Annotated in this window: 16 protein-coding genes; 10 read left to right on the forward strand and 6 right to left on the reverse strand. The window is 64.5% G+C overall.

Translation table 11 applies throughout. From position 1 onward, the window contains the following. Positions 1-355 precede the first annotated feature (355 nt). From map to C0Z16_RS20350, 3 genes are all read left to right on the forward strand, one after another. Positions 356-1165 (forward strand): type I methionyl aminopeptidase, encoded by an 810-nt coding sequence (map, locus tag C0Z16_RS20340; protein WP_102633902.1) that lies wholly within the window; start codon positions 356-358, stop codon positions 1163-1165. Between the two features lie 75 nt (positions 1166-1240). Beyond that, positions 1241-3820, forward strand: coding sequence for a [protein-PII] uridylyltransferase (locus C0Z16_RS20345; protein ID WP_102633903.1), 2580 nt, complete (start codon positions 1241-1243; stop codon positions 3818-3820). A 6-nt stretch (positions 3821-3826) separates the two neighbouring features. Then, complete coding sequence (locus tag C0Z16_RS20350; RefSeq protein ID WP_102633904.1) at positions 3827-6022, forward strand: pseudouridine synthase; 2196 nt, start codon at positions 3827-3829, stop codon at positions 6020-6022. A 135-nt stretch (positions 6023-6157) separates the two neighbouring features. Here C0Z16_RS20350 and def read toward each other — a convergent pair whose 3' ends face one another. The 5 genes from def to C0Z16_RS20375 form a co-directional block, all read right to left on the reverse strand. Further along, positions 6158-6691: a peptide deformylase gene (def, locus tag C0Z16_RS20355; RefSeq protein WP_102633905.1), complete on the reverse strand. Its 534-nt coding sequence runs from the start codon at positions 6689-6691 to the stop codon at positions 6158-6160. Next, entirely contained in the window at positions 6688-8754 is a 2067-nt protein-coding gene (gene ligA / locus C0Z16_RS20360; RefSeq protein WP_102633906.1) for an NAD-dependent DNA ligase LigA, read from the reverse strand. Before ligA ends, def begins: the two co-directional genes overlap by 4 nt. A gap of 186 nt (positions 8755-8940) precedes the next feature. After that, positions 8941-10233: a cell division protein ZipA C-terminal FtsZ-binding domain-containing protein gene (locus C0Z16_RS20365; RefSeq protein ID WP_102633907.1), complete on the reverse strand. Its 1293-nt coding sequence runs from the start codon at positions 10231-10233 to the stop codon at positions 8941-8943. A gap of 118 nt (positions 10234-10351) precedes the next feature. Beyond that, positions 10352-13870 (reverse strand): chromosome segregation protein SMC, encoded by a 3519-nt coding sequence (gene smc / locus C0Z16_RS20370; RefSeq protein WP_102633980.1) that lies wholly within the window; start codon positions 13868-13870, stop codon positions 10352-10354. Positions 13871-14029: 159 nt separating this feature from the next. Beyond that, positions 14030-15034 carry a DMT family transporter gene (locus C0Z16_RS20375; protein WP_102633908.1) on the reverse strand — a complete coding sequence of 335 codons (1005 nt, stop codon included), beginning with the start codon at positions 15032-15034 and terminating at the stop codon, positions 14030-14032. Between the two features lie 570 nt (positions 15035-15604). On the opposite strand from C0Z16_RS20375, the gene dapC reads away from it, so the two are divergent. The 6 genes from dapC (at position 15605) to cls (ending at position 22049) form a co-directional block, all read left to right on the forward strand. Further along, positions 15605-16822, forward strand: a complete 1218-nt coding sequence (gene dapC, locus C0Z16_RS20380) for a succinyldiaminopimelate transaminase (protein WP_102633909.1) — start codon at positions 15605-15607, stop codon at positions 16820-16822. A 111-nt stretch (positions 16823-16933) separates the two neighbouring features. Next, entirely contained in the window at positions 16934-17761 is an 828-nt protein-coding gene (gene dapD, locus C0Z16_RS20385) for a 2,3,4,5-tetrahydropyridine-2,6-dicarboxylate N-succinyltransferase (protein WP_102633910.1), read from the forward strand. Continuing rightward, positions 17761-18126, forward strand: a complete 366-nt coding sequence (locus tag C0Z16_RS20390) for an ArsC family reductase (protein WP_102633911.1) — start codon at positions 17761-17763, stop codon at positions 18124-18126. Before dapD ends, C0Z16_RS20390 begins: the two co-directional genes overlap by 1 nt. Positions 18127-18261: 135 nt before the next feature. Next, positions 18262-19401: a succinyl-diaminopimelate desuccinylase gene (dapE, locus tag C0Z16_RS20395; protein ID WP_102633912.1), complete on the forward strand. Its 1140-nt coding sequence runs from the start codon at positions 18262-18264 to the stop codon at positions 19399-19401. Between the two features lie 27 nt (positions 19402-19428). Then, entirely contained in the window at positions 19429-20313 is an 885-nt protein-coding gene (gene prmB, locus C0Z16_RS20400) for a 50S ribosomal protein L3 N(5)-glutamine methyltransferase (RefSeq protein WP_102633913.1), read from the forward strand. A 284-nt stretch (positions 20314-20597) separates the two neighbouring features. Next, the gene (gene cls / locus C0Z16_RS20410) at positions 20598-22049 is read left to right on the forward strand and encodes a cardiolipin synthase (RefSeq protein WP_102633915.1); all 1452 of its coding nucleotides are present in this window, start codon (positions 20598-20600) and stop codon (positions 22047-22049) included. Between the two features lie 24 nt (positions 22050-22073). On the opposite strand, the gene C0Z16_RS20415 is transcribed toward cls, so the two are convergent. After that, entirely contained in the window at positions 22074-22553 is a 480-nt protein-coding gene (locus tag C0Z16_RS20415; protein WP_102633916.1) for a glutathione peroxidase, read from the reverse strand. Positions 22554-22710: 157 nt separating this feature from the next. On the opposite strand from C0Z16_RS20415, the gene C0Z16_RS20420 reads away from it, so the two are divergent. Further along, the gene (locus tag C0Z16_RS20420; protein ID WP_102633917.1) at positions 22711-24663 is read left to right on the forward strand and encodes an ATP-binding cassette domain-containing protein; all 1953 of its coding nucleotides are present in this window, start codon (positions 22711-22713) and stop codon (positions 24661-24663) included. Positions 24664-24740: the final 77 nt, after the last annotated feature.

Below are 24740 nucleotides of genomic sequence, written 5' to 3' on the forward strand. Positions count from 1 at the left end.
GGAAGCCTCACTCCAATCTGCTTTTCAATGCCGCTGACTCGATGCTGCCATTTTCAGCCCAGAGTCGGTCCGAACCATGACAACGATCACACAATAGGCACAGCAAAGGCAAAACGGGGATCGACTTAGCCAAAGATTATAGCACGCGGCTATCGGCCGACTCAACCCGCCGGTAGCTCCGCTTGCCGCCGCCGGGTTGCACCGGACGCTCGCCGGCCGAGTCGTCAGCGGCGTTGTTTGCCAAGAGCGCAAAGGCGCGCCATATTTGAAAAGGCCGGCAAAAGGCGGCAAAACACTGCGGCAGCCACAATATGGTGCGATAATCCCGAAATAAATCGCATTTCAGGCCCGACTCATGGCTATTACGCTCAAAAACGAACACGATATCGCGCAGATGCGCGTCGCCTGCAAGCTTGCGAGCGAAGTGCTCGACTACATCACGCCGTTCGTCACCGCCGGCATTACGACCGGCGAGCTCGACCGCCTGTGTCACGAATACATGCTGAAGGAACAGGGCACGGTGCCCGCGCCGCTGAACTATCAGCCGCCGGGCTATCCGCCCTACCCCAAGGCCACCTGCATTTCCGTCAACGACGTGATCTGCCACGGCATTCCTGGCGACAAGACGCTGAAGAACGGCGACGCGCTGAACATCGACATCACGGTGATCAAAGAAGGCTATTTCGGCGATACGAGCCGCATGTTCATCGTCGGCGAGGGTTCGATTCTCGCGAAGCGGCTCGTTCAGACGACTTTCGAGTGCATGTGGCTCGGCATCGACCAGGTGCGCCCGGGCGCGCATCTTGGCGACATCGGCTATGCAATCCAGAAGCACGCCGAGGCGCAAGGCTACAGCGTGGTGCGCGAATATTGCGGACATGGCATCGGCACGGTGTTCCACGAAGATCCGCAGATTCTGCATTACGGCCGTCCCGGCACGGGGTTCGAGTTGCAAGCCGGCATGATCTTCACTATCGAGCCGATGATCAACGCCGGCCGGCGCGACATCCGCACCATGCCGGACCAGTGGACCGTCAAGACCAAGGACCGCAGCCTCTCGGCCCAATGGGAGCACACGGTGCTGGTGACGGAAACCGGCTACGACGTACTGACCGTTTCGGCGGGCACGCCCGCGCGCCCGACGATGGCCGCCGCGACGGCCTGACTGCCGGTTTCGCCGGACCTCGCCCCGATTTCGCCCAGAATTTCGCCCCGATTGTGCCCTGAAGCCAGCCTGCCCATGAGTAGTGTCCCAGCCGTCGCCTCATCCCATGCCAGGTCGCTCAAGGCGGACTACAAAGTGGCCAAAGCCCAGTTGCTGGAACGCTTCAAGACCGCCACCAACGTAGAAGCGTTGATGGCGGCGCTCTCGCGCGCCACTGACGACTCGTTGCGCGCCGCCTGGAACACCTGCGAGTTGCCGGCCGATCTCGCCTTGCTAGCCGTGGGCGGTTATGGCCGGGGCGAACTGGCGCCGCATTCGGACATCGACATTCTGGTGCTGTTGCCCGACGCACCGCTCGGGCATCTCGAAGCGCGCATCGAGCGCTTTATCAGCCTCGCATGGGATCTGGGGCTCGAACTCGGCAGCAGCGTGCGCAGCGTCTCGCAATGTCTCGAAGAAGCCGCCAACGACGTGACCGTGCGTACATCGCTGCTCGAAGCGCGGCGTATCACGGGCAGCGCCGCCTTGTTCGACGACTTCGCGAAGCGTTATCGCGAAGCGCTCGATCCGAAAGCGTTCTTCCAGGCGAAGGTGCTGGAAATGCGCCAGCGGCATGCCAAATTTCAGGACACGCCGTACGCGCTCGAGCCGAACATCAAGGAAAGCCCGGGGGGGCTGCGCGATCTCCAGTTGATTTTGTGGGTCACCCAGGCGGCCGGTTTCGGCAGCAGCTGGCGCGAACTCGAGGCGCGCGGTCTCATCACGGAGCGCGAAGCGCAGGAGCTGCGGCGCAACGAAGGCTTCCTGAAGTCGCTGCGCGCCCGGCTGCACGTCACGGCCGGACGCCGTCAGGACATTCTGGTGTTCGACCTGCAAACGCCGGTGGCCGAAAGTTTCGGCTACAAGCCTACCGCCACCAAGCGCGCCAGCGAACAGCTGATGCGTCGCTATTACTGGGCGGCCAAGGCGGTCACGCAGCTCGCCACGATCCTGATCCAGAACATCGAGGCACAGCTTTTCCCGAGCACGAGCGGCATTACGCGGGTGCTGTCGGACCGCTTCGTCGAGAAGCAAGGCATGCTGGAAATCGCCAGCGACGACCTGTTCCAGCGCGAGCCGAACGCAATTCTCGAAGCCTTCCTGCTGTACGAACAGACGCCGGGCGTCAAGGGGCTATCTGCGCGCACGCTGCGGGCCATCTACAACGCCCGCGACGTGATGGACCAGCACTGGCGGCGTGATCCGGAAAACCGGCGCCTGTTCATGGACATCCTGAAGCAGCCGGCCGGCATCACGCACGCATTGCGCCTGATGAACCAGACGAGCGTGCTCGGGCGCTACCTGCTCAACTTCCGGCGCATCGTCGGACAGATGCAGCACGACCTGTATCACGTCTACACCGTCGACCAGCATATTCTGATGGTGCTGCGCAATCTGCGGCGCTTCGCGGTCGCCGAGCACGCGCATGAATATCCGTTTTGCAGCCAGTTGATCGTCAGCTTCGACCGGCCGTGGGTGCTGTACGTCGCGGCGCTGTTTCACGACATCGCCAAGGGTCGCGGCGGCGACCATTCCACGCTCGGCATGGCCGACGCGCGGCGTTTCTGCCGCAATCATGGCATCGAGGGCGAGGACGGCGAACTGGTCGTCTGGCTGGTGCAGCAGCATCTGACCATGAGCCAGGTCGCGCAAAAGCAGGACACGAGCGATCCGGAAGTCATCAAGCGTTTCGCTGAACTGGTCGGCACCGAACGACGCCTGACCGCGCTTTATTTGCTGACGGTGGCGGATATCCGCGGGACCAGTCCGAAAGTCTGGAACACGTGGAAAGGCAAACTGCTCGAGGACCTGTACCGCGCGACGCTAGCCGTGCTCGGCGGCGCGCGGCCCGATGCGCATTCGGAACTCGAGTCGCGTCAGGAAGAGGCGCTCGCCCTGCTGCGCCTCGAAACCGTGCCGGAAGGCGCCCAAAAAGCGCTATGGGACAAGCTCGACATCGGCTATTTTCTGCGCCATGACGCGGCGGACATCGCGTGGCAAACGCGTGTGCTGTACCGTCATGTCGAAACGCCGACGCCGATCGTGCGAGCCCGCCCCTCGCCGATTGGCGAAGCGCTTCAGGTGCTGGTGTACGTGAAGGACCAGCCCGATCTGTTCGCGGGCATTTGCGCATATTTTGACCGGAACGGCCTGTCCGTGCTCGATGCGCGGGTCAGCACGACGCGTCACGGCTACGCGCTGGATAATTTCCTCGTCGCGCATACCGAAGAAGACGTGCATTATCGCGACATTGCCAACCTCGTCGAGCAGGAACTGACCGCGCGCCTCAGCGGCGACGGCACCTGGCTCCCCGGGCCGTCGAAGGGCCGCTTGTCGCGGCTGTCGCGGACCTTCCCTGTTACGCCGCGCGTCGACCTTCGGGCCGACGAGCGCGGCCAATACTACATCCTGTCCGTGTCGGCGAACGACCGGCCAGGCCTTCTTTATTCGATCGCGCGCGTGCTGGCCGAACACCGGGTCGGCGTCGCGTCGGCGCGGATCAATACGCTCGGCGAACGCGTCGAGGACGTGTTCCTGCTGGATGGGCACGGTCTGTCGGACAACCGCCTGCAAATTCAGGTCGAGACCGAACTGCTGCGCGCGATTGCAGTGTGAGATTTCATGCGACTCAAATTAACAGCCAAGCACCCGCGGCCGGCTTCGTCCGAACGCGCCCCGGTCCGTAGCGGCAGCACGTCGGCGCGCAAACCGGTACGCCCCGTGGGACCGAAACCGTCGACGGCGGGCCCCAGCGGCGCGCGAGGCGAAGGCGCGGGTACGTCGTCCGGCGCCAGGCGTCCGGCTGGCACAGGCGCGCGTGCCCCGCGCGCTCCCCGCGAGGAAGGCTCGTTTTCGCGCGAGCGCGATGCAGGCGCCGCCGGCGGCGCGCGACGCGCGACGTCGGAGCGGCCGCCGCGCCGCGAAGGCGCAGGCGGCGCGCCTGCCCGGCGTTTCGAAGGAAGCGGTGAGCGCGGTCCGCGCCGCGAGGGTGGCGAACGAACGCCGCGCAAGTTTGAAGGCGGCGGCGAACGTGGGGAACGCGCACCGCGTCGCGCGGATGGCGAGCGAGGCGAAGGCGCGCCCCGCAGATTTGAAGGCGGTGGCGAACGTGGGCCGCGTCGGGATATGGGGGAACGCGCCCCGCGCCGGTTTGAAAGTCGCGCGGGTGGCGACGAGCGGGCGCCTCGTGGCGCGGGTGGCGAGCGCAGCGAACGTGCGCCGCGCCGGTTTGAAGATCGTACGGGCAGCAGCGAGCGAGCCCCTCGTCGATTTGAGGGCAGCGGCGATCGCGGCGAACGTGCACCTCGTCGCGTTGAAGGCGGCACAGACCGCGGTGAACGCGCGCCTCGTCGCTTTGAAGGTGGCGCCGATCGCAGCGAACGCGCGCCTCGGCGCTTCGAAGGTGGTGGCGATCGCAGCGAACGCGCACCGCGCCGCTTCGAAGGAAGTACGGACCGCGGCCCCTCGCGCAGCGTCGACGGCAATCGCGCACCGCGCCGCGACGATGGCGAACGCCGTCCCTTCAGCGCACCGCGCGCGGGAGCAGGACGCCCAGCGGAAGGCGGCCCACGCGGCGAGCGTCCGATGCGCCGCGAACGTGATGCGACCGACCGTCCGCGTTTGAACGATGAGCGCGGCGCTTCGCAAGAGCGTCGCAGCGGTGAACGCGGGCCGCGTGGCGACAGCGCACCGCGCCGTTCTGAAGGCGAACGCAGCTTTGCAAAGCCAGTCAAGAGCGGCTATGACGACCGCACAGACCGTCCGGCACGTGCACCCCGCGGCGACCGAGGAGAACGAAGCGAACGCGCACCGGTCCGCCGGGAATCCGGCGACCGCCCGACGCGAACCGACTCGCGCGCTGCGCCGCGCACCGCTCACACCGATCGTGGCGAACGCCCGGCCCGCAGCTTCGACAAAGCACCGGCGGCCGAGCGCCGTTTCAGCGATGACCGCCCGACGCGAACCGGCAAACCCAAGCCGCGCGGCGCCGCGCCAGCCGAACGCCGCGCGAACACTGACGCCGCGCCGCGCACACCGCGTCGCGATATCGAAGACGCGCCCGGCACACTGCGCCTCTCCAAGCTGATGTCCGAACTGGGCCTCTGCTCACGCCGCGAAGCCGACGAATGGATCGAGAAAGGCTGGGTGCTGGTCGACGGCGAGCGCATCGACACCTTGGGCACGAAGGTTCGCCCCGATCAGCGCATCGAGATCGACCCCGCTGCCGAAGCCGCGCAGGCGAGCCAGGTCACGGTACTGATCCATAAGACAGTCGGCTATGTGTCGGGCCAGGCGGAAGACGGCTATCAACCGGCCATCACGCTGGTCACGCCGGAGAACCGCTGGGAAGGCGATCGCTCGGAGATCCGCTTTTCGGTCGCGCATCTGCGCCAGCTTGCTCCGGCCGGCCGCCTCGACATCGACTCCACCGGCTTGCTGGTATTGACGCAGGACGGCCGCATCGCCAAGCAACTGATCGGCGGCCATTCGGAGATCGACAAGGAATACCTGGTGCGCGTGGCCTACGGCGAGCACACCGTCGACGTCGAAAACCACTTCCCACCGGAAAGCCTCGCACTGCTGCGCCACGGCCTTTCGCTCGACGACGTGCCGCTCAAGCCCGCCGACGTCAGTTGGCAAAACGGCGAGCAGTTGCGTTTCGTGCTGCGCGAGGGCAAGAAGCGTCAGATTCGCCGGATGTGCGAACTGGTCGGCCTGGAAGTGCTCGGCTTGAAACGCGTGCGAATGGGTCGTGTAATGCTCGGCGCACTGCCGCCGGGACAATGGCGCTACCTCGCGCCCGACGAGTCGTTCTGACAACACGGCCACGAGCGCTTCTGGCTTGATCGATCGATTCGCGCAACCAATCTGGACGCGCGATCGTCCGCCAAATAAAAAACCCACGCGTTGCGTGGGTTTTTTATTGCCACCGCGACATCCGCCGCACAGCAGTCAATCGTCGCTATTCGGGTCCATGTCCGGAAACAGCACCTCTGTGAAGCCGAACTTCGCGAAATCGGTGATCCGCATTGGATACAGTTTGCCGATCAGATGATCGCATTCATGCTGCACCACCCGTGCATGAAAACCTTCGGCGACCCGGTCGATCGGCTTGCCGTATTGATCGAAGCCGTGATACTTGATCATCGAGAAACGGCTGACCGCGCCGCGCAGGCCCGGCACCGACAGGCAGCCCTCCCAGCCCTCTTCCATATCGAGCGAAACCGGCGAGATGGTCGGATTGATCAGCACCGTTTCCGGCACCGCCGGCGCATCCGGATACCGTTCGTTGCTCCCGAATCCGAAAATCACCACCTGCAGGTTGACGCCGATCTGCGGCGCGGCGAGCCCCGCCCCGTTCGCGTCGTGCATGGTCTCGAACATGTCTCTGACAAGCTCATGCAGTTCCGGTGTGTCGAAGTGATCGACCGGATCGGCAATGCGCAGCAGGCGCGGATCGCCCATCTTGAGAATTTCGCGGATCATAACTGCCCCTCCAGGAGCTTACGCATACCATCTTCGTCGAGTACGGGAATGCCGAGTTCCTCGGCCTTCGCCAACTTGCTGCCAGCTTCGGCCCCCGCCACCACATAGTCTGTTTTCTTCGACACCGAGCCGGCCACTTTTGCGCCGGCCGCCTCGAGCATTTCCTTCGCCTCTTCGCGAGCAAGGTTCGGCAAACTGCCGGTCAGCACGACCGTCTTGCCGGCCAGCACGCCTTGCGGAGCCTTCGGCGCGGGTGGCCCTTCAGGCCATGTGACCTTGCCCGGCGCGCGCAGTTGCTCGATCACCGTGCGGTTGTGCTCTTCGGCGAAAAACTGGTGAATCGATTCGGCGACAACCGGCCCTACATCGTTGACTTCCAGCAACGCTTCCACCGACGCGTCCATGATCGGGTCGAGCGAGCCGAAGTGCTTGGCCAGATCTTTCGCCGTCGATTCGCCGACATGGCGGATGCCGAGCGCGTAGATGAAGCGGGCAAGCGTAGTGTGCTTGGCCTTTTCGAGCGAGTCGAGCAGGTTCTGCGCGGATTTGTCGGCGAAGCGGTCGAGTTCGGCAAGCGTCGAAAAGCCGACGTTGAACAGATCGGCGGGCGTGCGCACCAGGTTCTGCGCGACCAGTTGGTCGATGATCTTTTCGCCCAGCCCGTCGATGTCCAACGCTCGCCGCTGCGCGAAGTGCCACAGCGCCTGCTTGCGCTGCGCCGGACAGAACAGGCCGCCCGTGCAACGCGCGATCGCCTCGTCGGGCAGCCGCTCGATGTTCGAGCCGCACACCGGACAATGTGTGGGCATCACGAATTCGCGAGCGTCGTCCGGCCGACGGTCGATGAGCGCGCTCACCACCTCCGGAATCACGTCGCCAGCCCGCCGCACGATCACCGTGTCGCCGATACGGATGTCCTTGCGACGTACTTCGTCTTCGTTATGCAGCGTGGCATTCGTGACCGTCGCGCCGCCGACGAACACCGGCTCCAGGCGCGCCACCGGCGTGATGGCGCCGGTGCGCCCGACCTGCACGTCGATCGCGACGAGTTTCGTCAGCGCTTCCTGCGCGGGGAATTTGTGCGCCAGCGCAAAACGGGGCGCACGCGACACGAAGCCGAGCGCGTCCTGCTCGTCGCGCCGGTTGACCTTGTACACGACGCCGTCGATATCGTACGGCAGCTTCTCGCGCTTCTCACCGACCGCGTGGAAAAACGCCAGCAACCCTTCGGCGCCCTTCACGACCGCACGCTCCGCATTGACCGGCAGGCCGAGTTCCTTGTACCAGTCGAGCAGTTCGCTGTGCGTGGCAGGCATCTCCATGCCGTCGAGCACGCCGATGCCGTACGCAAAAAACGACAGCGGCCTTTGCGCGGTTATCTTCGAGTCGAGCTGACGCAAGCTGCCCGCCGCGGCGTTGCGCGGATTGGCAAACTCCTTGTGGCCCGCGACTCGCTGACGTTCGTTCAGGCGCTCGAAATCGCGCTTGAACATCAGCACTTCGCCGCGCACGTCGAGTATGTGCGGTACGCGCTTGCCCTTGAGCTTGAGCGGAATCGAGCGGATCGTGCGGACGTTTTCGGTGACGTTCTCACCCGTCGTGCCGTCGCCGCGCGTAGCGGCCTGCACGAACGCGCCGTCGACATAGCGCAGTGAAATGGCGAGGCCGTCGAACTTCAATTCCGTCGCGTAGTCGACCGGCACCGGCGGCTCCTTGGCATTGTTGCCAAGTATGTCGCCGACGCGCTTGTCGAACGCGATGATGTCTTCGTCCGCGAAACCGTTGTTCAGCGACAGCATGGGCTGGTCGTGCAGGACCGGCTCAAATCCGCTCGCCGCCTCGCCGCCCACGCGCTGAGTGGGCGAATCCGGCACGATCAGATCCGGATGCTCCGCCTCGATGCTCTCCAGCTCCTTGAACAGCTTGTCGTATTCCGCGTCCGGCAGGTCTGGTTGATCGAGCACGTAGTACGCGTAATTGGCGCGTTCAAGTTCCGCGCGCAGCCACGCGGCCCGCTCGGCCGGAGCGCTGACTGCTGCATTTGAGGCGGGAGTTCGAGCCATGCTGTGGAAAGCTTCTTCAGTGAAATCGGACACTGGATTATCGCAGGAAGCGTGCCCCTTTACATCGGCCGAATGGCCAGGTTGCGGGCCCGAGCGCGAGCACGCGAAAGTGTGCGCGATGGCTCTTCGAAACGACAACGGCCGCGCATCGCGCGGCCGTTCGAGGCGCCTGAAAACCGCAGCGGGTTACTGACTGAACAAACGCCGCGTGGCCGGCGAACCCGCCGGAATACCAGCCTGTTCCAGCTTCGCGTAGAGCGTCATCAACTGCTTTTCGATGGCGAGCAGAGCGGTCTCGGGCAGCGGACGGCGGCCGTCGTCGACCACCCGGCCGCCGATGCGCTCCGCCAACGACTTCGCGTAGTCGCACATCAGACGGAAAGGCAGGATGTCTTCATCGGCCACCGGCACGTCGAGCACCAGCGTGATCATCTGGCCGCCCTTGTACGTGAGGTCGTCGCGCAGGAAATTCGTGTCGCCGAATTGCAGCATGAACACCGGGCTCTGGCGCCCGTCGAGCTTGACGAAACGCGTGCCGTCGCGCGAGAGCAGCAGGCCATCTTGCGATGCCACGGCCTGCACGTAGTTGGCCGACCACGGCGCGCCGTCGGAGAGCACGTTGATCGACAGCTGCGCGTCGCATTGCGCGGCGAAACCGTCGAGCTCACGCGCCATCGCGACCGTTTCGAGCATGTCGGGAAATTCCGGTGAGGCGTCGATCGCGTCGGCGAACTGCTGCACGCCCGTCACGAACTCGGAGAATTCCAGCTCGTTGAGCGCACCGCTGCGATTGGCCAACTGCGCGGCGGCGCGCAACTCTTCATAACGCGCGCCGTTTTGCAGCAGCTCCCATGCGCCGCCCTCGAGCTTGCCTTCAATATGCACCGGCTTGCTGCCCGCGCGGCGCAGACGCTGCGCGAGCGGAATCACCTTGTCGCCGGCAACCGGTCCATTCAGACGAAGCGGCACGATGCAGTCGATGCGGCGATCGACGATAGCCGGCGGCGCCGACGAGATCGTTGTGGCGGCGGGCAGAATCGGCTCGTTCCGTTCGTCGGATTCACGCAGCTCTTGTGCTTTCGCTGCGTCCTGATCAGCCTCGGAAGCATCGCCGCCTTCTGCGCCATTCTCGGCTTCCATATAGCCGTTCGGCGTGGTCGTCTCTGCCTGAATATCGGCCGGCGTGTCGAGCGGCGCCGCGCCCACCGGCGCGCCAAAAGTCGGTTCGACGCGCGCCGACGCCTTATCGGCTGGCGCGTCCGCCCCGACCACCGGCGCGCGGCGCGTGGTCGGCCGGGCCGGTTCGATAAACGGACTCTGCTCCTGATGATCGTCGCGCGCCAAGCTTTCCGCGGTGTCCGCGGGCATCGGCCGCGGCATCTTGCGGCGCACTTTTGCGCTCTGCCACGCGTTGTATACGACCACGCCCCCGACCACCACGGCACCTGCGCCGATCAAACCGAGTGTCAACTCGTCCATGCATGCTCCATCAGCAATTCTTTTATCCGCGCGGCTCTGCGCCCGCGCCACGTGTCGCGCGGCACTGGCCGCAGCGCTGAACGCGGGCGCCCGCGTTTCATCGATTCAAAACGAAAACTTAAACGATATTCTGGGCGAAACCCGCGGCCGTTTCCATGTCGACGGCAACGATGCGCGACACGCCCTGCTCCTGCATCGTTACGCCGATCAGTTGCTGCGCCATTTCCATCGCGATCTTGTTGTGCGAGATGAAAAGGAACTGGGTTTTGTCCGACATTGCGCGCACCAGATTCGCGAAACGTTCGGTGTTGGCGTCGTCAAGCGGCGCGTCCACTTCGTCCAGCAGACAGAACGGCGCAGGATTCAACTGGAACATCGCGAACACGAGTGCCGTGGCGGTCAGCGCTTTTTCGCCGCCCGACAGCAAATGGATCGTCGAATTCTTCTTGCCCGGAGGCTGCGCCATCACCTGCACGCCGGCGTCGAGAATTTCGTCGCCGGTCATGATCAGCTTCGCCTGACCGCCGCCGAAAAGACGCGGGAACAGTTCACCGAAATGACGGTTCACTTCGTCGAACGTGCCTTGCAACAGCGTGCGCGTTTCGGCGTCGATCTTGCGGATCGCGTCTTCGAGCGTTTCGATCGCGCTCGTCAAGTCGGCAGACTGCGAGTCGAGGAACGACTTGCGCTCCGTGGCCGCCTTCAGTTCGTCGAGCGCGGCCATGTTGACCGGACCGAGCGCAGTGATCGCGTTGTTGATGCGAGTGACTTCGCCCTGCAGATACGACGGCTTCATGTCCGGCGTGAGCTTGGCTTGCAACTCGGCCTCATCGACGCCGGCCGCCGCCAGTTGTTCGATGAACTGCTCGCCATTCAGCCGCGCGGCCTGTTCCTTCAGTTGCAATTCGTTGATGCGATCGCGCAGCGGCTGCAACGCGCGCTCGGCGGTCAAACGCGTTTCGTCGGCGGCGCGCAACTTGGCGGTCAGGTCGTCCAGCTCGAGGCGAGCGGCATGCAGTGCCTCTTCCTTGACCGCGCGGATGTCGAGCGCGTCCTGCAAGCCCGTGTGAGCGGCCTGCTCGTTGATCGTTTCCAGTTCCGCGCGCGCGTCTTCGAGCGACGCCGCCACGCGCTCGCTCTGCTCATGCGCGACCTGAATACTGCGCTTCAATTCGTCGATGCGATTCGCCATGTTGCGCGCGGCGAAGCGCGCGTCGGTCGCGGCGCGGTCGAGATCGCGCGCCTCGCCGCGCGCGGCGGTGAGCGCTTCATCGAGCGCCTCGAAAGCGAGTTGATGATCTTCGAAACGTGCCTGCAATTCCGCGAGTTCGCCGTCGTGACGCTCGAAGTTCGCTTCGGATTCGGCACGCATCGCGCGCTGTTCTTCGATCTGCGCGTTGATCTCTTCGAGCTCCTCGCGAATCTGCGTGCTGCGCTGCGTGTAACGCTCGTGCGCCTGCGTGAGCTTGAGCACGTCGAGTTGCAACGCATGCACGCGTTGCGTCGCGCGCTCGGCCTGCTGGCGCACGTCGGTCAGCACCTGCGCGGCTTGCGTGTGCGCGGCTTCGGCCCGGATCGCGGCGGCCTTCGCTTCATCGGCGAGGAGCGCCTGAGCGCGCACCTGACGCGCGAGATTTTCGATTTCCTGCTGACGGGCCAGCATGCCGGCCTGTTCGGAATCGGCGGCATACAGTTGCACGCCGACGCGCGTCACCACATGTCCCGCCTTCACGACGAACGAGCCGCCTTCCGGCAATTGCGAGCGCATGCTAAGCGCCTGCTGCAGATCGTCGGCGACGAACGAAAGGCCGAGCCAGTCGTTGAGCACCGCGCGAATGCCGGCGTCGTCGATCCGCACCAGCGAGAGCAGCGGCCGCAAGGCAGGCGGCGCCGCGGCCGGCTGACCGGCGGCAGGTGGCGCGTAGAACGCGAGCTTGGCGGGCGGCGCGTCGGTCGCGAAAGCCTTGACCCAGTCGAGGTTCGACACTTCGAGCGCGGCGAGCCGCTCGCGCAGCACCGCTTCGAGCGCGGTTTCCCAACCGGCTTCGACGTGCAGCTTCTTCCACAGACGCGGCAGGCCGCCCAGCTCATGCTTTTCGAGCCACGGCTGAATCTTGCCTTCGGTCTGGACGTTTTCCTGCAACTGCTTGAGTGCGGCAAGACGCGCGTCGAGCTGATGGATCTGCGCGCTTTCCGTCTGCACGCGCTCCTGCGCGGCGCGCCGTTCAGCGTCCAGACGCGGCAGCGTTTCCTGCGCCTCAGCAAGGCGCGCCTGCGCGTCGTGCAGGATTTCTTCATGCTCGGCGAGTTGCATCCGCAGTGCTTCGAGCTGCGCTTCGTCCGGCGCGTCCAGACCGCCCGCCTCCGACTTCAGCCGCTCATGACGCTGCTGCAACTGCTGCAATTGTTGATCGGCATTGCGCTGATGCGCGGCTTCGAGCTTGAGCGCCTGCTCGGTCTGCGCGATGCCGCCGCGCTCCGCGTTCAGTTCCGCTTGCGCATCGCGCCAGCGCGCTTCGAGCGCGGGCATTGCGTCGTGTTTCGCGGCGGCTTCTTCTTCGGCGAGCGCGGCCTTTTCTTCCGCGACGGCGAGTTGCTCTTCGGCGTCTTCGAGATCGCCTTGCGCTTTTTCAGCCTGTGACTGCCACTGCTCACGCTGTGCGGTCAGCGCGGCGATCTGCGCCTGCACGCGGTTGCGCGATTCGACGATGAACTTGATCTCGGCTTCAAGCCGGCTGACTTCCGCATTCGCCTCGTAGAGCGCGCCTTGCGCGCCCTGCATGGCGTCGCTCGCCGAGTAATTCGCGACGCGCAGCGTTTCAAGCTGCGCTTCGACTTCGCGCAGCTTCGCGGTTTGCGCTTCGAGGTCGATCTGTGCCTGTTCGATTGCGCGCTGCTGACGTTCCTGCTCGCTGCCGGCCTCGTTCTTGCGCAACAGCCACAAGAGACGCTGCTTCTCTTCGCCGTCGGTCTGCAGTTCCTTGTAGCGCGTGGCGACTACCGCCTGCCCTTCGAGCTTCTCGAGATTCGTGCCCAGTTCACGGACGATGTCCTCGACCCGCGTCAGGTTTTCACGCGTGTCATGCAGACGGTTCTCGGTCTCGCGGCGGCGTTCCTTGTACTTCGATACGCCCGCGGCTTCTTCGAGAAACACGCGCAGTTCTTCCGGCTTCGCTTCGATCAGGCGCGCGATCATGCCCTGCCCGATGATCGCGTAAGCGCGCGGCCCGAGACCGGTGCCGAGGAAGATGTCCTGAATGTCGCGGCGGCGTGCTGGCAGATTGTTGATGTAGTAGCTAGACGTGCCGTCGCGCGTGAGCACGCGCTTGACGGCGATCTCGGCATACTGGCCCCACTGGCCGGCAGCGCGGCCGTCGGCGTTGTCGAACACGAGTTCGACGCTGGCACGACTACCCGGCTTGCGCGCAGTCGAGCCATTGAAGATCACGTCCTGCATCGACTCGCCGCGCAGCTCGGAGGCGCGTGATTCGCCGAGCACCCAGCGCACGGCGTCGATAATGTTGGACTTGCCGCATCCATTCGGTCCGACCACGCCGACTAGCTGGCCCGGAACCTGGAAATGCGTGGGATCGACGAATGACTTGAATCCAGCGAGTTTGATCGAGGTCAGACGCACGGCGATTTCGCTGTTTGAAAAGGGAAAATAATAGGTGGCTCGCAAAGGCCGCGCGAGCCGTTCGCCGATACAGCGACACGGCCCGCGCTCCCCGCCAACCCTCGGGATAAGGGCGCCGATTGCGCGCGCGTCGCGCATGCGTCGGCTAATGAGGGGCAATCATACCATCGCGCGTGGGCGGTTCTTGCCGTCCTTATGGTCGCCGCGTTTGTCGATGTCCGCCTCGCATGCAGTCGCGACGCCCGGGTCCTGATTGGCGGGATCGGGCGGCATTGTCTTCGTCCGATGCATCCAGCTGGACAGCGCCGATGCAAGCACGATGCACGCGCCGCCCGCCCATTCGCGCGGGCCGGGTATCTCGCCGGCAAAGAGCCACGCGGACATGGCCGTGACCACGAGTTCGAACAGCATGATGATCGACGCCCGGTTGGCCGGCACGCGCGCGAGCCCGTACTGCACAAGCATATTGTTCGACGCCAGCAGAAAACCGAGCCCGAGCACGAGCCACCCGGCGGTGCTGAGATGGGCGCCCGTGGGCGGCGCGGGCATCGCTTCGAACAGCGACGCGCAAGCGCTAAAAATCGCCGCGCCGCCGAAGATTGTCGCGGTGCGCATCTCCGGTTTCATCTGCGGCAACACGCGGCTCGTCTTGAGGATCAGAACGTTGCTCATCGCGAAGCCCATGCCGCCCGCGAGGCCCGCCCATTCGGCAAGATTGCCGGGCAACGGGATGCCGAGTTGCGGCGACCACAGCATGGTCATCGCGCCGGCGAGCGACAGCGCGGCGAGACCCGCACCCGACCACGTCAGGCGTTCATGCAGGATGAAGTGCGCGAAGAGCGCGGTCCACGCTGGCGTCAGATAGAAGAGCAGAAGCACGCGCATCACCTGCCCGTGGATCGATCCCCACACGAAGCCGAGATTCGTGATGCCCGCGGCGAGCGCGAGAGCCGGCAGCAGCCAATGCCAGCGCACGGTCTTGAGCGCCCGATGGCGCACCAGCAGCACGAACAGGCAACCGGCGGCGCTCGTCAGCGCGCTCGCGGCCGTGCCCGTGACACCGAGCGACGCGAGCATACGCAGCGGATACCAGATCATTCCCCACACCGAGGCGCCCAGCATGATCGCGAGCGTCGGCCAGCCTGTGCGAAGCCAGTTGCTCATAGTGCCGGGCTCCCAGAGTCGGTGCTGGCGGCGGTGCAACTGCTGATCCCGCGGTTGGTTGTGCTGCCAAGGACTGCGGCGTTCCCGCGCCTGCTTTGTCCGGACATCTGCGCGACTGCTGCGTACATTGCTGCTCCTGCTTTGTTCCTGCCTTGTTCCTGGAAAGCCGTCCGCGGTCCGCGTCGTTCTCACTTTGGCGCATTGCCAGCGCCGCCTGGCGAGCAGTGCTGTCTGGGTGTTGTCCTGGCCGGTCGCGCCGCCTGGCCGCCGCGCTACCTGACTGTGCTACCTATCTGTGCTGCCTGGCTGCGCTCCGTGGCTCGGCTGCGCGGGCTGGCAACGCTGCCCGACTGTGCCGCAGGTATCGCACGACGCCGCCGTCGACATAAGCCACGCCGCCACACCAGACTCGTCCGCGAGCCGCTGCGCGCCACGTTATAATCCTCTGCTCGCCGCCGCTGCCGTCCGACGCTGACGTCTTGCCGCCTCCGTCCCCCGGCCGGCCGGTCCGCAGCGCATGCGCCGGCCTGCATCCTTCTGCGTCCTCTTCGATCAGGCTCGATCCGCCCAGTGAATCCGCTACTCGACTCCCTTCAGCCCTATCCGTTCGAAAAGCTTCGCGCGCTTTTCAAGGACGTCACGCCCGCCGCCGGCCTTGCACACATCAGCTTCGGCATCGGCGAACCCAAACATCCCACGCCCGCGCTGATACGTGATGCGGTGGTGGCTTCGCTCGGTGGTTTGTCCTCGTATCCGGCCACTCTCGGCTCGCTGCCGTTGCGCGAGTCGATTGCGAACTGGGTCACGCAGCGCTACAGCCTGCCGCCCGTCGATCCCGCAACCCAGGTGCTGCCCGTGTCGGGCTCGCGTGAGGCGCTGTTCGCTCTCGCCCAGACTGTGATCGACCCCAGGCGCAGCGCCGAAGGTGAACCTGCGATCGTACTCTGTCCGAACCCGTTCTACCAAATCTATGAAGGGGCGGCGATTCTCGCGGGTGCAGAGCCGTATTTCGTGAATAGCGGCCCGGCGCGCAACTTCGCGTGCGACTACTCTGCTGTGCCCGCCGACGTCTGGGCCCGCACGCAACTGCTGTACGTCTGCTCGCCTGGCAATCCGACGGGCGCGGTGCTGACGCTCGACGACTGGCGCGAACTCTTCGCGCTGTCGGACCGTCACGGCTTCGTGATTGCCTCGGACGAGTGCTACTCCGAGATCTATTTTGACGAAGCCAATCCGCCGCTCGGCGGCCTTGAAGCCGCGCACAAGCTCGGCCGCGGCTACGAGCGGCTCGTCATGCTGTCGAGCCTGTCCAAGCGTTCGAACGTGCCGGGCATGCGCTCGGGCTTCGTCGCGGGCGACGCCGCCATCCTCAAGGACTTCCTGCTGTACCGCACCTACCACGGCGCCGCCTTGTCAACGGTGTATCAAAGCGCGAGCATCGCGGCCTGGAACGACGAAGCGCATGTGCGCGAGAACCGCGAGAAATACGTGCAGAAGTTTGCCACCGTCACCCCGATGCTTGCCGAAGTGCTCGAAGTGCGCCTGCCGGACGCCGCGTTCTATCTGTGGGCGGACGTGTCGCGCACGGGCCTGACGGATACCGAGTTCGCCCAGCGTCTCTACGCCGACTATAATGTGACGGTTCTGCCGGGCTCTTTCCTCGCGCGCACCGCGCACGGCGTGAACCCCGGCCGCAATTTCGTGCGCATGGCGCTCGTCGCCGACGTCGACGAATGCACGCAAGGCGCACAACGAATCGTCGATTTTTGCCGTGGGCTTGCGGGCTGACTCGCGGCCTTAGGTTCGCAACAGGTTCGCTGCTACGTTGGCGGTTTCGCAGCGAACGCTCTGCGCACCGCCTCCCTTCTTCAGACTTCAACTCTTCAGAAAAGCACGCATATGTCGCAACAACTTCAGAGCATCATCGACACCGCCTGGGAAAACCGCACCGACCTGTCGCCCAAGGCCGCGCCCGCCGACGTGCGCGAAGCCGTCGCCCACGCCATCGAGCAACTGGATAAGGGCGCGCTGCGCGTCGCTGAAAAGAAGGACGGCGACTGGGTCGTCAATCAGTGGCTGAAGAAAGCCGTGCTGCTGTCGTTCCGCCTGGAAGACAACGCGCCGATGCCGGCCGGCGGCTACAGCCAGTTCTACGACAAGGTGCCGTCGAAGTTCGCCAACTACACCGCTGAAGACTTCGCCGCCGGCGGCTTTCGCGTCGTGCCGCCCGCCATCGCGCGCCGCGGCTCGTTCATCGCGAAGAACGTCGTGCTGATGCCGTCGTACACCAACATCGGCGCGTACGTCGACGAAGGCACGATGGTCGACACGTGGGCAACCGTCGGTTCCTGCGCGCAGATCGGCAAGAACGTGCACCTGTCGGGCGGCGTGGGCATCGGCGGCGTGCTGGAGCCGCTGCAGGCGAACCCGGTCATCATCGAAGACAACTGCTTTATCGGCGCGCGTTCCGAAGTGGTCGAAGGCGTGATCGTCGAAGAAAATTCGGTGATTTCGATGGGCGTGTACCTCGGCCAGAGCACCAAGATTTACGACCGCGAAACCGGCGAAGTCACGTACGGCCGCATTCCGGCGGGCTCGGTCGTGGTGGCCGGCAACCTGCCGTCGAAGGACGGCTCGCATAGCCTCTACTGCGCCGTAATCGTCAAGAAGGTCGACGCAAAGACGCGTGCGAAGGTCGGCCTGAACGAGCTGCTGCGAGGCGACTGATGGCGCGCGGCACCAAAACTGTCGTCTACGGTATTCCGAACTGCGACACCGTGAAGAAAGCGCGGGTGTGGCTTGAAGAGCACGGCGTGGAGTTCGAGTTTCACGACTTCAAGAAGGCTGGTGTGACCGAGCCGCTCGTGCAGGACTGGCTGAAGGACGTGAAGCTCGACGCGTTGCTGAACCGTCGCGGCACCACGTGGCGCGGCCTGTCGGACGACATGAAGGCGGCTGCGGACACGCAGCCGGGCGCGATTGCGTTGATGATCCACAAGCCGTCGGTCATCAAGCGGCCGGTGCTCGTGGTCAACGGACGCGTCAAGTCGCTCGGTTTTTCCGCGGAAGAATATGCGGCGCTGTTCGCTTAAGCGCGGTCTCTTCGCTTGAGCGCTGCGCTGTTCGCTTAAGCGCGGCCTCGCCGCGTTGCCTGAAAGCTGTTGCCGGCTGCGGTGCATCACCGCCTGCCGGCATTTTTTCATTTCCAAGTGGCTTGTACTGAATCCATGTCCGGCACCCTCGCCCTTACCGAACAACTGATCGCGCGCGCCTCCGTCACGCCCGACGACCAGCATTGCCAGCGCCTTCTGATCGAGCGCCTGTCCGCACTCGGCTTCGAGCACGAAACCATCGAATCAAACGGTGTGACGAACCTGTGGGCCGTCAAACGCGGCGTCGACGGCCGTGCGGGCAAGCTGCTCGCATTCGCCGGCCATACTGATGTGGTGCCGACCGGCCCGCTCGAGCAATGGCAATCGGCGCCGTTCGAACCGACGCATCGCGACGGCAAGCTGTACGGCCGCGGCGCGGCCGACATGAAAAGCTCGATCGCGGGCTTCGTGGTCGCTAGCGAGGAGTTCGTCGCTGCTCACCCGCAGCATCGCGGCTCGATTGCGTTTCTGATTACGAGCGACGAAGAGGGCCCCGCCACCGACGGCACCGTCAAAGTGGTCGAAGCGCTGCAAGCACGCGGCGAGCGCATGGACTACTGCGTCGTCGGCGAACCGACTTCCAGTGCGCAGTTCGGCGACACGGTCAAGAACGGCCGGCGCGGCTCGATGTCGGGCAAGCTGGTCGTCAAGGGCGTGCAAGGTCATATCGCCTATCCGCATCTGGCGAGGAACCCGGTACACCTGCTCGCCCCGGCGCTGGCGGATCTCGTCGCCGAACGCTGGGACGACGGCAACGAATACTTCCCGCCCACCACGTGGCAGGTGTCGAACATTCACAGCGGCACCGGGGCGACGAACGTGATCCCGGGGCACGCGGACGTGATGTTCAACTTCCGCTTCTCGACGGCCAGCACGGTGGAAGGTTTGCAGCAACGCGTCCACGCGATCCTCGACAGGCACGGCCTTGAATATGATCTGCACTGGAGCGTCAGCGGCCTGCCGTTCCTGACGCCGCACGGCGAGTTGTCGAACGCGTTGGCCAAAGCGATCAAGGACGAAACCGGCGTAAGCACCGAACTGTCGACCACCGGCGGCACGTCGGACGGCCGTTTCATCGCGCGCATCTGCCAACAGGTGGTCGAGTTCGGCCCGCTGAACGCCAGCATCCACAAGATCGACGAACATATCGAAGTCGCACACATCGAGCCGCTCAAGAACGTGTATCGCCGCGTGCTCGAACAACTGATCGCTTAACCCAGGATTATTCAAGGACTATTTGCGATGACGCTGCCCTTTTCCACCGTCCGCGACCTGCTGCGTTTCGCGGTATCGCGCTTCAACCAGGCCGGGCTGTCGTTCGGCCACGGCTCCGCGAATGCCTACGACGAAGCCGCCTATCTGGTCCTGCACACATTGCATCTGCCGCTCGATCTGCTCGACCCGTTCATGGATGCGCGCTTGAGCCCCGCCGAGATCGACGCGGTGCTGAACGTGATCGAGCGCCGCGCCGCCGAACGCGTGCCGGCCGCCTACATCACGCAGGAAGCGTGGATGCACGGCTTCCGCTTTTACGTGGATGAACGCGTGATCGTGCCGCGTTCGTTCATCGGCGAGTTGTTGCAGGACGGCCTGCAACCGTACGTGGAAGATCCCGAGCAGGTCAGCGCCGTACTCGAACTGTGCACGGGTTCAGGCTGCCTCGCGGTTCTCGCGGCGCATGCGTTCCCGAATGCAGACATCGACGCGGTCGATCTGTCCGCGTCGGCGCTGGAAGTCGCCGCGCGCAACGTGGCCGACTACAAGCTCGACGACCGCATCGCGCTCTTCGAAGGCGATCTCTATGCGCCGCTCGCCGAACGTCGCTATGACGTGATCATCAGCAATCCGCCGTATGTGAACGCGGCGTCGATGCAGGAACTGCCCGCCGAATACAAACACGAGCCGGAAATGGCGCTCGCGGGCGGGGCCGACGGCATGGACATCGTTCGGCGGATCATCAAGGACGCACGCAACTGGCTGACGGAAGACGGCGTGCTCGTGATCGAAATCGGCAACGAGCGCCAGCACGTTGAAGCGGCCTTCGGCGGTCTGAACCTGGTATGGCTGTCGACCAGCGCCGGCGACGACAACGTGTTCCTGATACAGGCCGCCGATCTGCCGGTCTGAAACTTTTATCGCCGGTTCAGCTTCAGGCACGCGTCGGCATGGATTCCGACGCGCGCCGTTTTTCATCACACTCGCCGGCCTTCACTCGCACGCGTTGAACATCAGGCGGCGCGCATCAACCTCGACGCCGCGCACATCAGCACGCATCAGCGTGAGCACGAACCACCCTCCAACGCACCGGAACCCGCCCCCAAGCCACGCGCGTTCGGTAAGATGGGCGCCGTTAGCTGCCCGCGGTTCGTCCAGCGAGCCCGTACGGCACATCGTCATTCCTTTGCTCGCCTATGCAATTCGACCTGCTTCACGTCGGCACGCTGGTGGCCCTCGCCCACATACTCGGCGTGGTCGCGGCGTGCCACGCGATTCTCAATACGCGCACGTCGCAAGGCGCGATCGCGTGGGCCGTGTCGCTGGTCGCAATGCCGTATCTGACGCTGGTCCCCTACCTCTTTCTTGGCCGCAGCAAGTTTGCCGGTTACGCAGACGCGCGCCGCGTCGAAAATGAATTGCTGCGTGCCCACGCGCATCCTCCCGAGTGGGACAGACTGGCCTCGTCAGCGGAACTGCCCGCGCACGCGCTCGGCGGCAGGCTCGTGCACTCGCTCACGCGGCTCGGCGGCATGCCTTTTTTGCCGGGCAATTCCGTACGCACGCTCGTGAACGGCACGGCGACGTTCGAGGCGATTTTCGAGGCCATCGAAAACGCGCGCCACTACGTGATCGTGCAGTTCTTCATCGTGCGCGACGATGCGCTCGGCGAAATGTTCAAGGACGCGCTGATCGCCCGCGCGCGGCAAGGCGTTCGCGTGTATTTCCTCTACGACAGCATCGGCAGCTTCGATCTGCCGCACCGCTATGTGGCGGCGCTGCGCGCGGGCGGCGTCGATATGCATCCGTTCGCCACCCACCGCCTTTTCGTCAACCGTCTGCAACTGAACTTCCGCAATCACCGCAAGATCGTTTCCGTGGACGGTGAACGCGCGTTTGTCGGCGGACACAATGTGGGCGTCGAATACCTCGGCGGCAAGCCGCCGCTCTCGCCGTGGCGCGACACGCATATCGAAGTACGAGGTCCGGCAGTCGCCAGCATCCAGTTCGTCTTCACCGAAGACTGGTACTGGGCGACGCAGCAACTGCCGCACCTCGATCTGCCGCCGATGCCCCCGCCGGATCCGGCAAGCGGCCGCGGCATGCACTGCCTCGTGGTGCCGAGCGGTCCGGCCGACAAACAGGAGACGTGTTCGCTCTTTTTCGTCGAGGCGATCAATGCGGCACGCGAGCGCGTCTGGATTACGACGCCGTACCTCGTGCCCGATGAAGCCGTGTTCTCGGCGTTGCGGCTCGCGGCGCTGCGCGGCGTGGACGTGCGCATTCTGATTCCGAGCCGGCGCGATCATGTGGTGGTGTTCGAGGCTTCGAAACTGTATGCATACGATTCGCTGCGCGCGGGCATCCGGATTTTTCGCTATCAGCCGGGGTTTCTGCACCAGAAAGTTGTGTTGATCGACAGCATAGCCGCGGCGGTCGGCAGCGCCAATCTCGACAACCGTTCGTTCCGGCTGAACTTCGAGATCATGGTGATGACCGTCGACCACGGCTTCGCGAAAGAAGTGGAAGCGATGCTGCTCGCCGACTTCGCGCAATCGCGTGAGATCGACCGCAACGAGTACCGGCAGGCGAGCGCATTGCGGCGCGTGCTGATGCATGTGGCAAGGCTGTTCTCGCCGATTCTTTGAAGCACTGCCGCGCGCGCCGCCGGCTTACAGCAATTTTTCGATGTCCTCGGCAATCGCCTCGGGCTTGGTCAACGGGGCATAGCGCTTGACCACGTTGCCGTCGCGACCGATCAGAAATTTCGTGAAATTCCACTTGATCCCTTCGAGGCCCAACAGACCCGGCGCCTCGCCCGTCAGATAACGGAACAGTGGATGCGCGTTCGCCCCGTTCACGTCGATCTTGTCGAACATCGGGAACGTCACGCCGTAATTCTTCTCGCAGAAGCTGCCGATTTGCGCGGCGTCGCCCGGCTCCTGCTTGCCGAACTGATTGCATGGAAAGCCAAGCACCGCGAGCCCGCGCGCCGCGTAGCCCTCATACAGCTTCTGCAAGCCCGCATATTGCGGCGTGAACCCGCATTCGCTCGCCGTGTTGACGATCAACAAGACCTTGCCCTCGTACTGGCCGAGGCTCACTTCCTCGCCGCCTAGCGTGCGAGCCGAAAAAGAATAAATCGATGTCATCTGCGCTCCCCACGAAAGCCGTCAGTCTATGCCAAAAGCGTGGCGATTACAGTCGGCCGGATGGCCGACGCCCGCTGAGCACGCGCCGAGCGTCCGCTGAATGCCCGGTGTCATCCCCGGCAGTCTAAAATAGCGTTTTTCTTCAGCCGGCCTCTTCGTGATCCGCTTTAACCAGTTCAGCCTCGCGCGCGGCACCAAGCCGCTCTTCGACAACACCACGTTCACCCTGAATCCCGGCGAAAAGGCGGGCCTCGTGGGCGCGAACGGCGCGGGCAAGTCGACGCTGTTTGCCGTGCTGCTCGGCGAACTGCACGCGGACGGCGGCGATTTTTCGATCCCGCCCACGTGGCAGATCGCGCACGTCGCCCAGGAAACGCCCGCCGCGGACAAGACCGCCCTCGCCTATACGCTCGACGGCGACGCGGCGTTGCGCGCAATCGAAGCGCGCATCGCCCACGCCTCGGCCGCGCATGACGGCGCGGCCGAAGCCGAGGCCCACGCGGCCTTCGCGGACGCCGACGGCTACACCGCGCCAGCGCGCGCAGAGGCCTTGTTGCTCGGTCTCGGCTTCACGCTCGACCAGACTCGCGAACCCGTCAGCAGCTTCTCGGGCGGCTGGCGCATGCGGCTGAACCTCGCGCAGGCGCTGATGTGCCGTTCCGATCTGCTGCTGCTCGACGAACCGACCAACCACCTGGATCTCGACGCAATCGTCTGGCTCGAAGACTGGCTGAACCGCTATCCGGGCACCCTGGTCGTGATCTCGCACGATCGCGAATTTCTCGATTCCGTGTGCAACGTCACGCTGCATCTCGAACAACAGCAGATCAAACGCTACGGCGGCAACTACTCGCAATTCGAAGTGCTGCGAGCGCAGCAGATCGCGTTGCAACAAAGCGCGTACGAGAAACAGCAGCGCACGGTCGAACATCTGCAGAGCTACATCAACCGTTTCAAGGCGCAGGCCACCAAGGCGCGCCAGGCGCAAAGCCGCGTGAAGGCGCTCGAAAAGATGGAGTTGATCGCGCCGGCGCACGCCGCGTCGCCATTCACATTCGAATTCCGCACGCCCGATTCCGCGCCGAATCCGATGATGGTGATGGAAGACGTGCGCTGCGGCTACCGCAGCGAAGAAGGCGTCGAGATTCCGATTGTCGAGCGCGTGATGCTGTCGATCCAGAACGGTCAGCGCATCGGCCTGCTGGGCGCCAACGGCCAGGGCAAGTCAACGTTGATCAAGACGCTGGCCGGCACGCTGGAAGCGCTTGGCGGCCACGTGCGCGAAGGCAAGGGCCTGCGCATCGGCTACTTCGCACAACATCAGCTCGAAACGCTGCGTGTAGACGACACGCCCTTGCAGCACCTCGCGCGTCTTGCGCCGGATACGCGCGAGCAGGAATTGCGCGACTTCCTCGGCAGCTTCAACTTTTCGGGCGAGATGGCGACGTCGAAGATCGCGCCCTTCTCCGGCGGCGAAAAGGCGCGGCTCGCACTGGCGCTGATCATCTGGCAAAAGCCTAACCTGCTGCTGCTCGATGAACCGACCAACCACCTGGATCTCGAAACGCGCCACGCGCTGACCATGGCGCTCGCGCAGTTCGAAGGCACGTTGATCCTCGTCTCGCACGACCGGCACTTGCTGCGCGCCACCACCGATCAATTCATGCTGGTCGCCAAGCACCGTTTGCAGGAGTTCGATGGCGACCTCGACGATTACCGCGACTGGCTGCTGCAGCACGCAGCGGAGCAGCGCGCGGCATTGAAGGCGGGCAATGCGTCGAACGGCGCGGACAGCGGTGCACCGAGCGGCACGGACAACGGCGTCAATCGCAAGGAACAGCGCCGGCGCGAAGCGGAAACGCGTCTGAAGTTCGCGCATCTGAAAAAGCCGCTGCAAAGCCGCATCACGAAGATCGAGAAGGAAATGGACGCGCTCAATGCAGAGAAGGCGGCGCTCGACGCGTTCGTCGCCGATCCGGCCAGCTACGAGCCGGCTCAGAAAAGCAAACTGACGGAGGCGATCCGCCGTCAGGCAGACGTGAACGCGCGCCTTGAAGCACTCGAAGCCGAATGGCTCGAAACGCACGAGGAACTCGAACAAATCGGCTAACGGGACGCTGTTTGCGCTCCACGCCGGCATCGATAAGAGGTTGGCTTTGTCATCTGCGACGTCTTCGGCTTCATCTT

The sequence above is a fragment of the Paraburkholderia rhynchosiae genome (assembly GCF_002879865.1).
GTDB lineage: Bacteria > Pseudomonadota > Gammaproteobacteria > Burkholderiales > Burkholderiaceae > Paraburkholderia > Paraburkholderia rhynchosiae.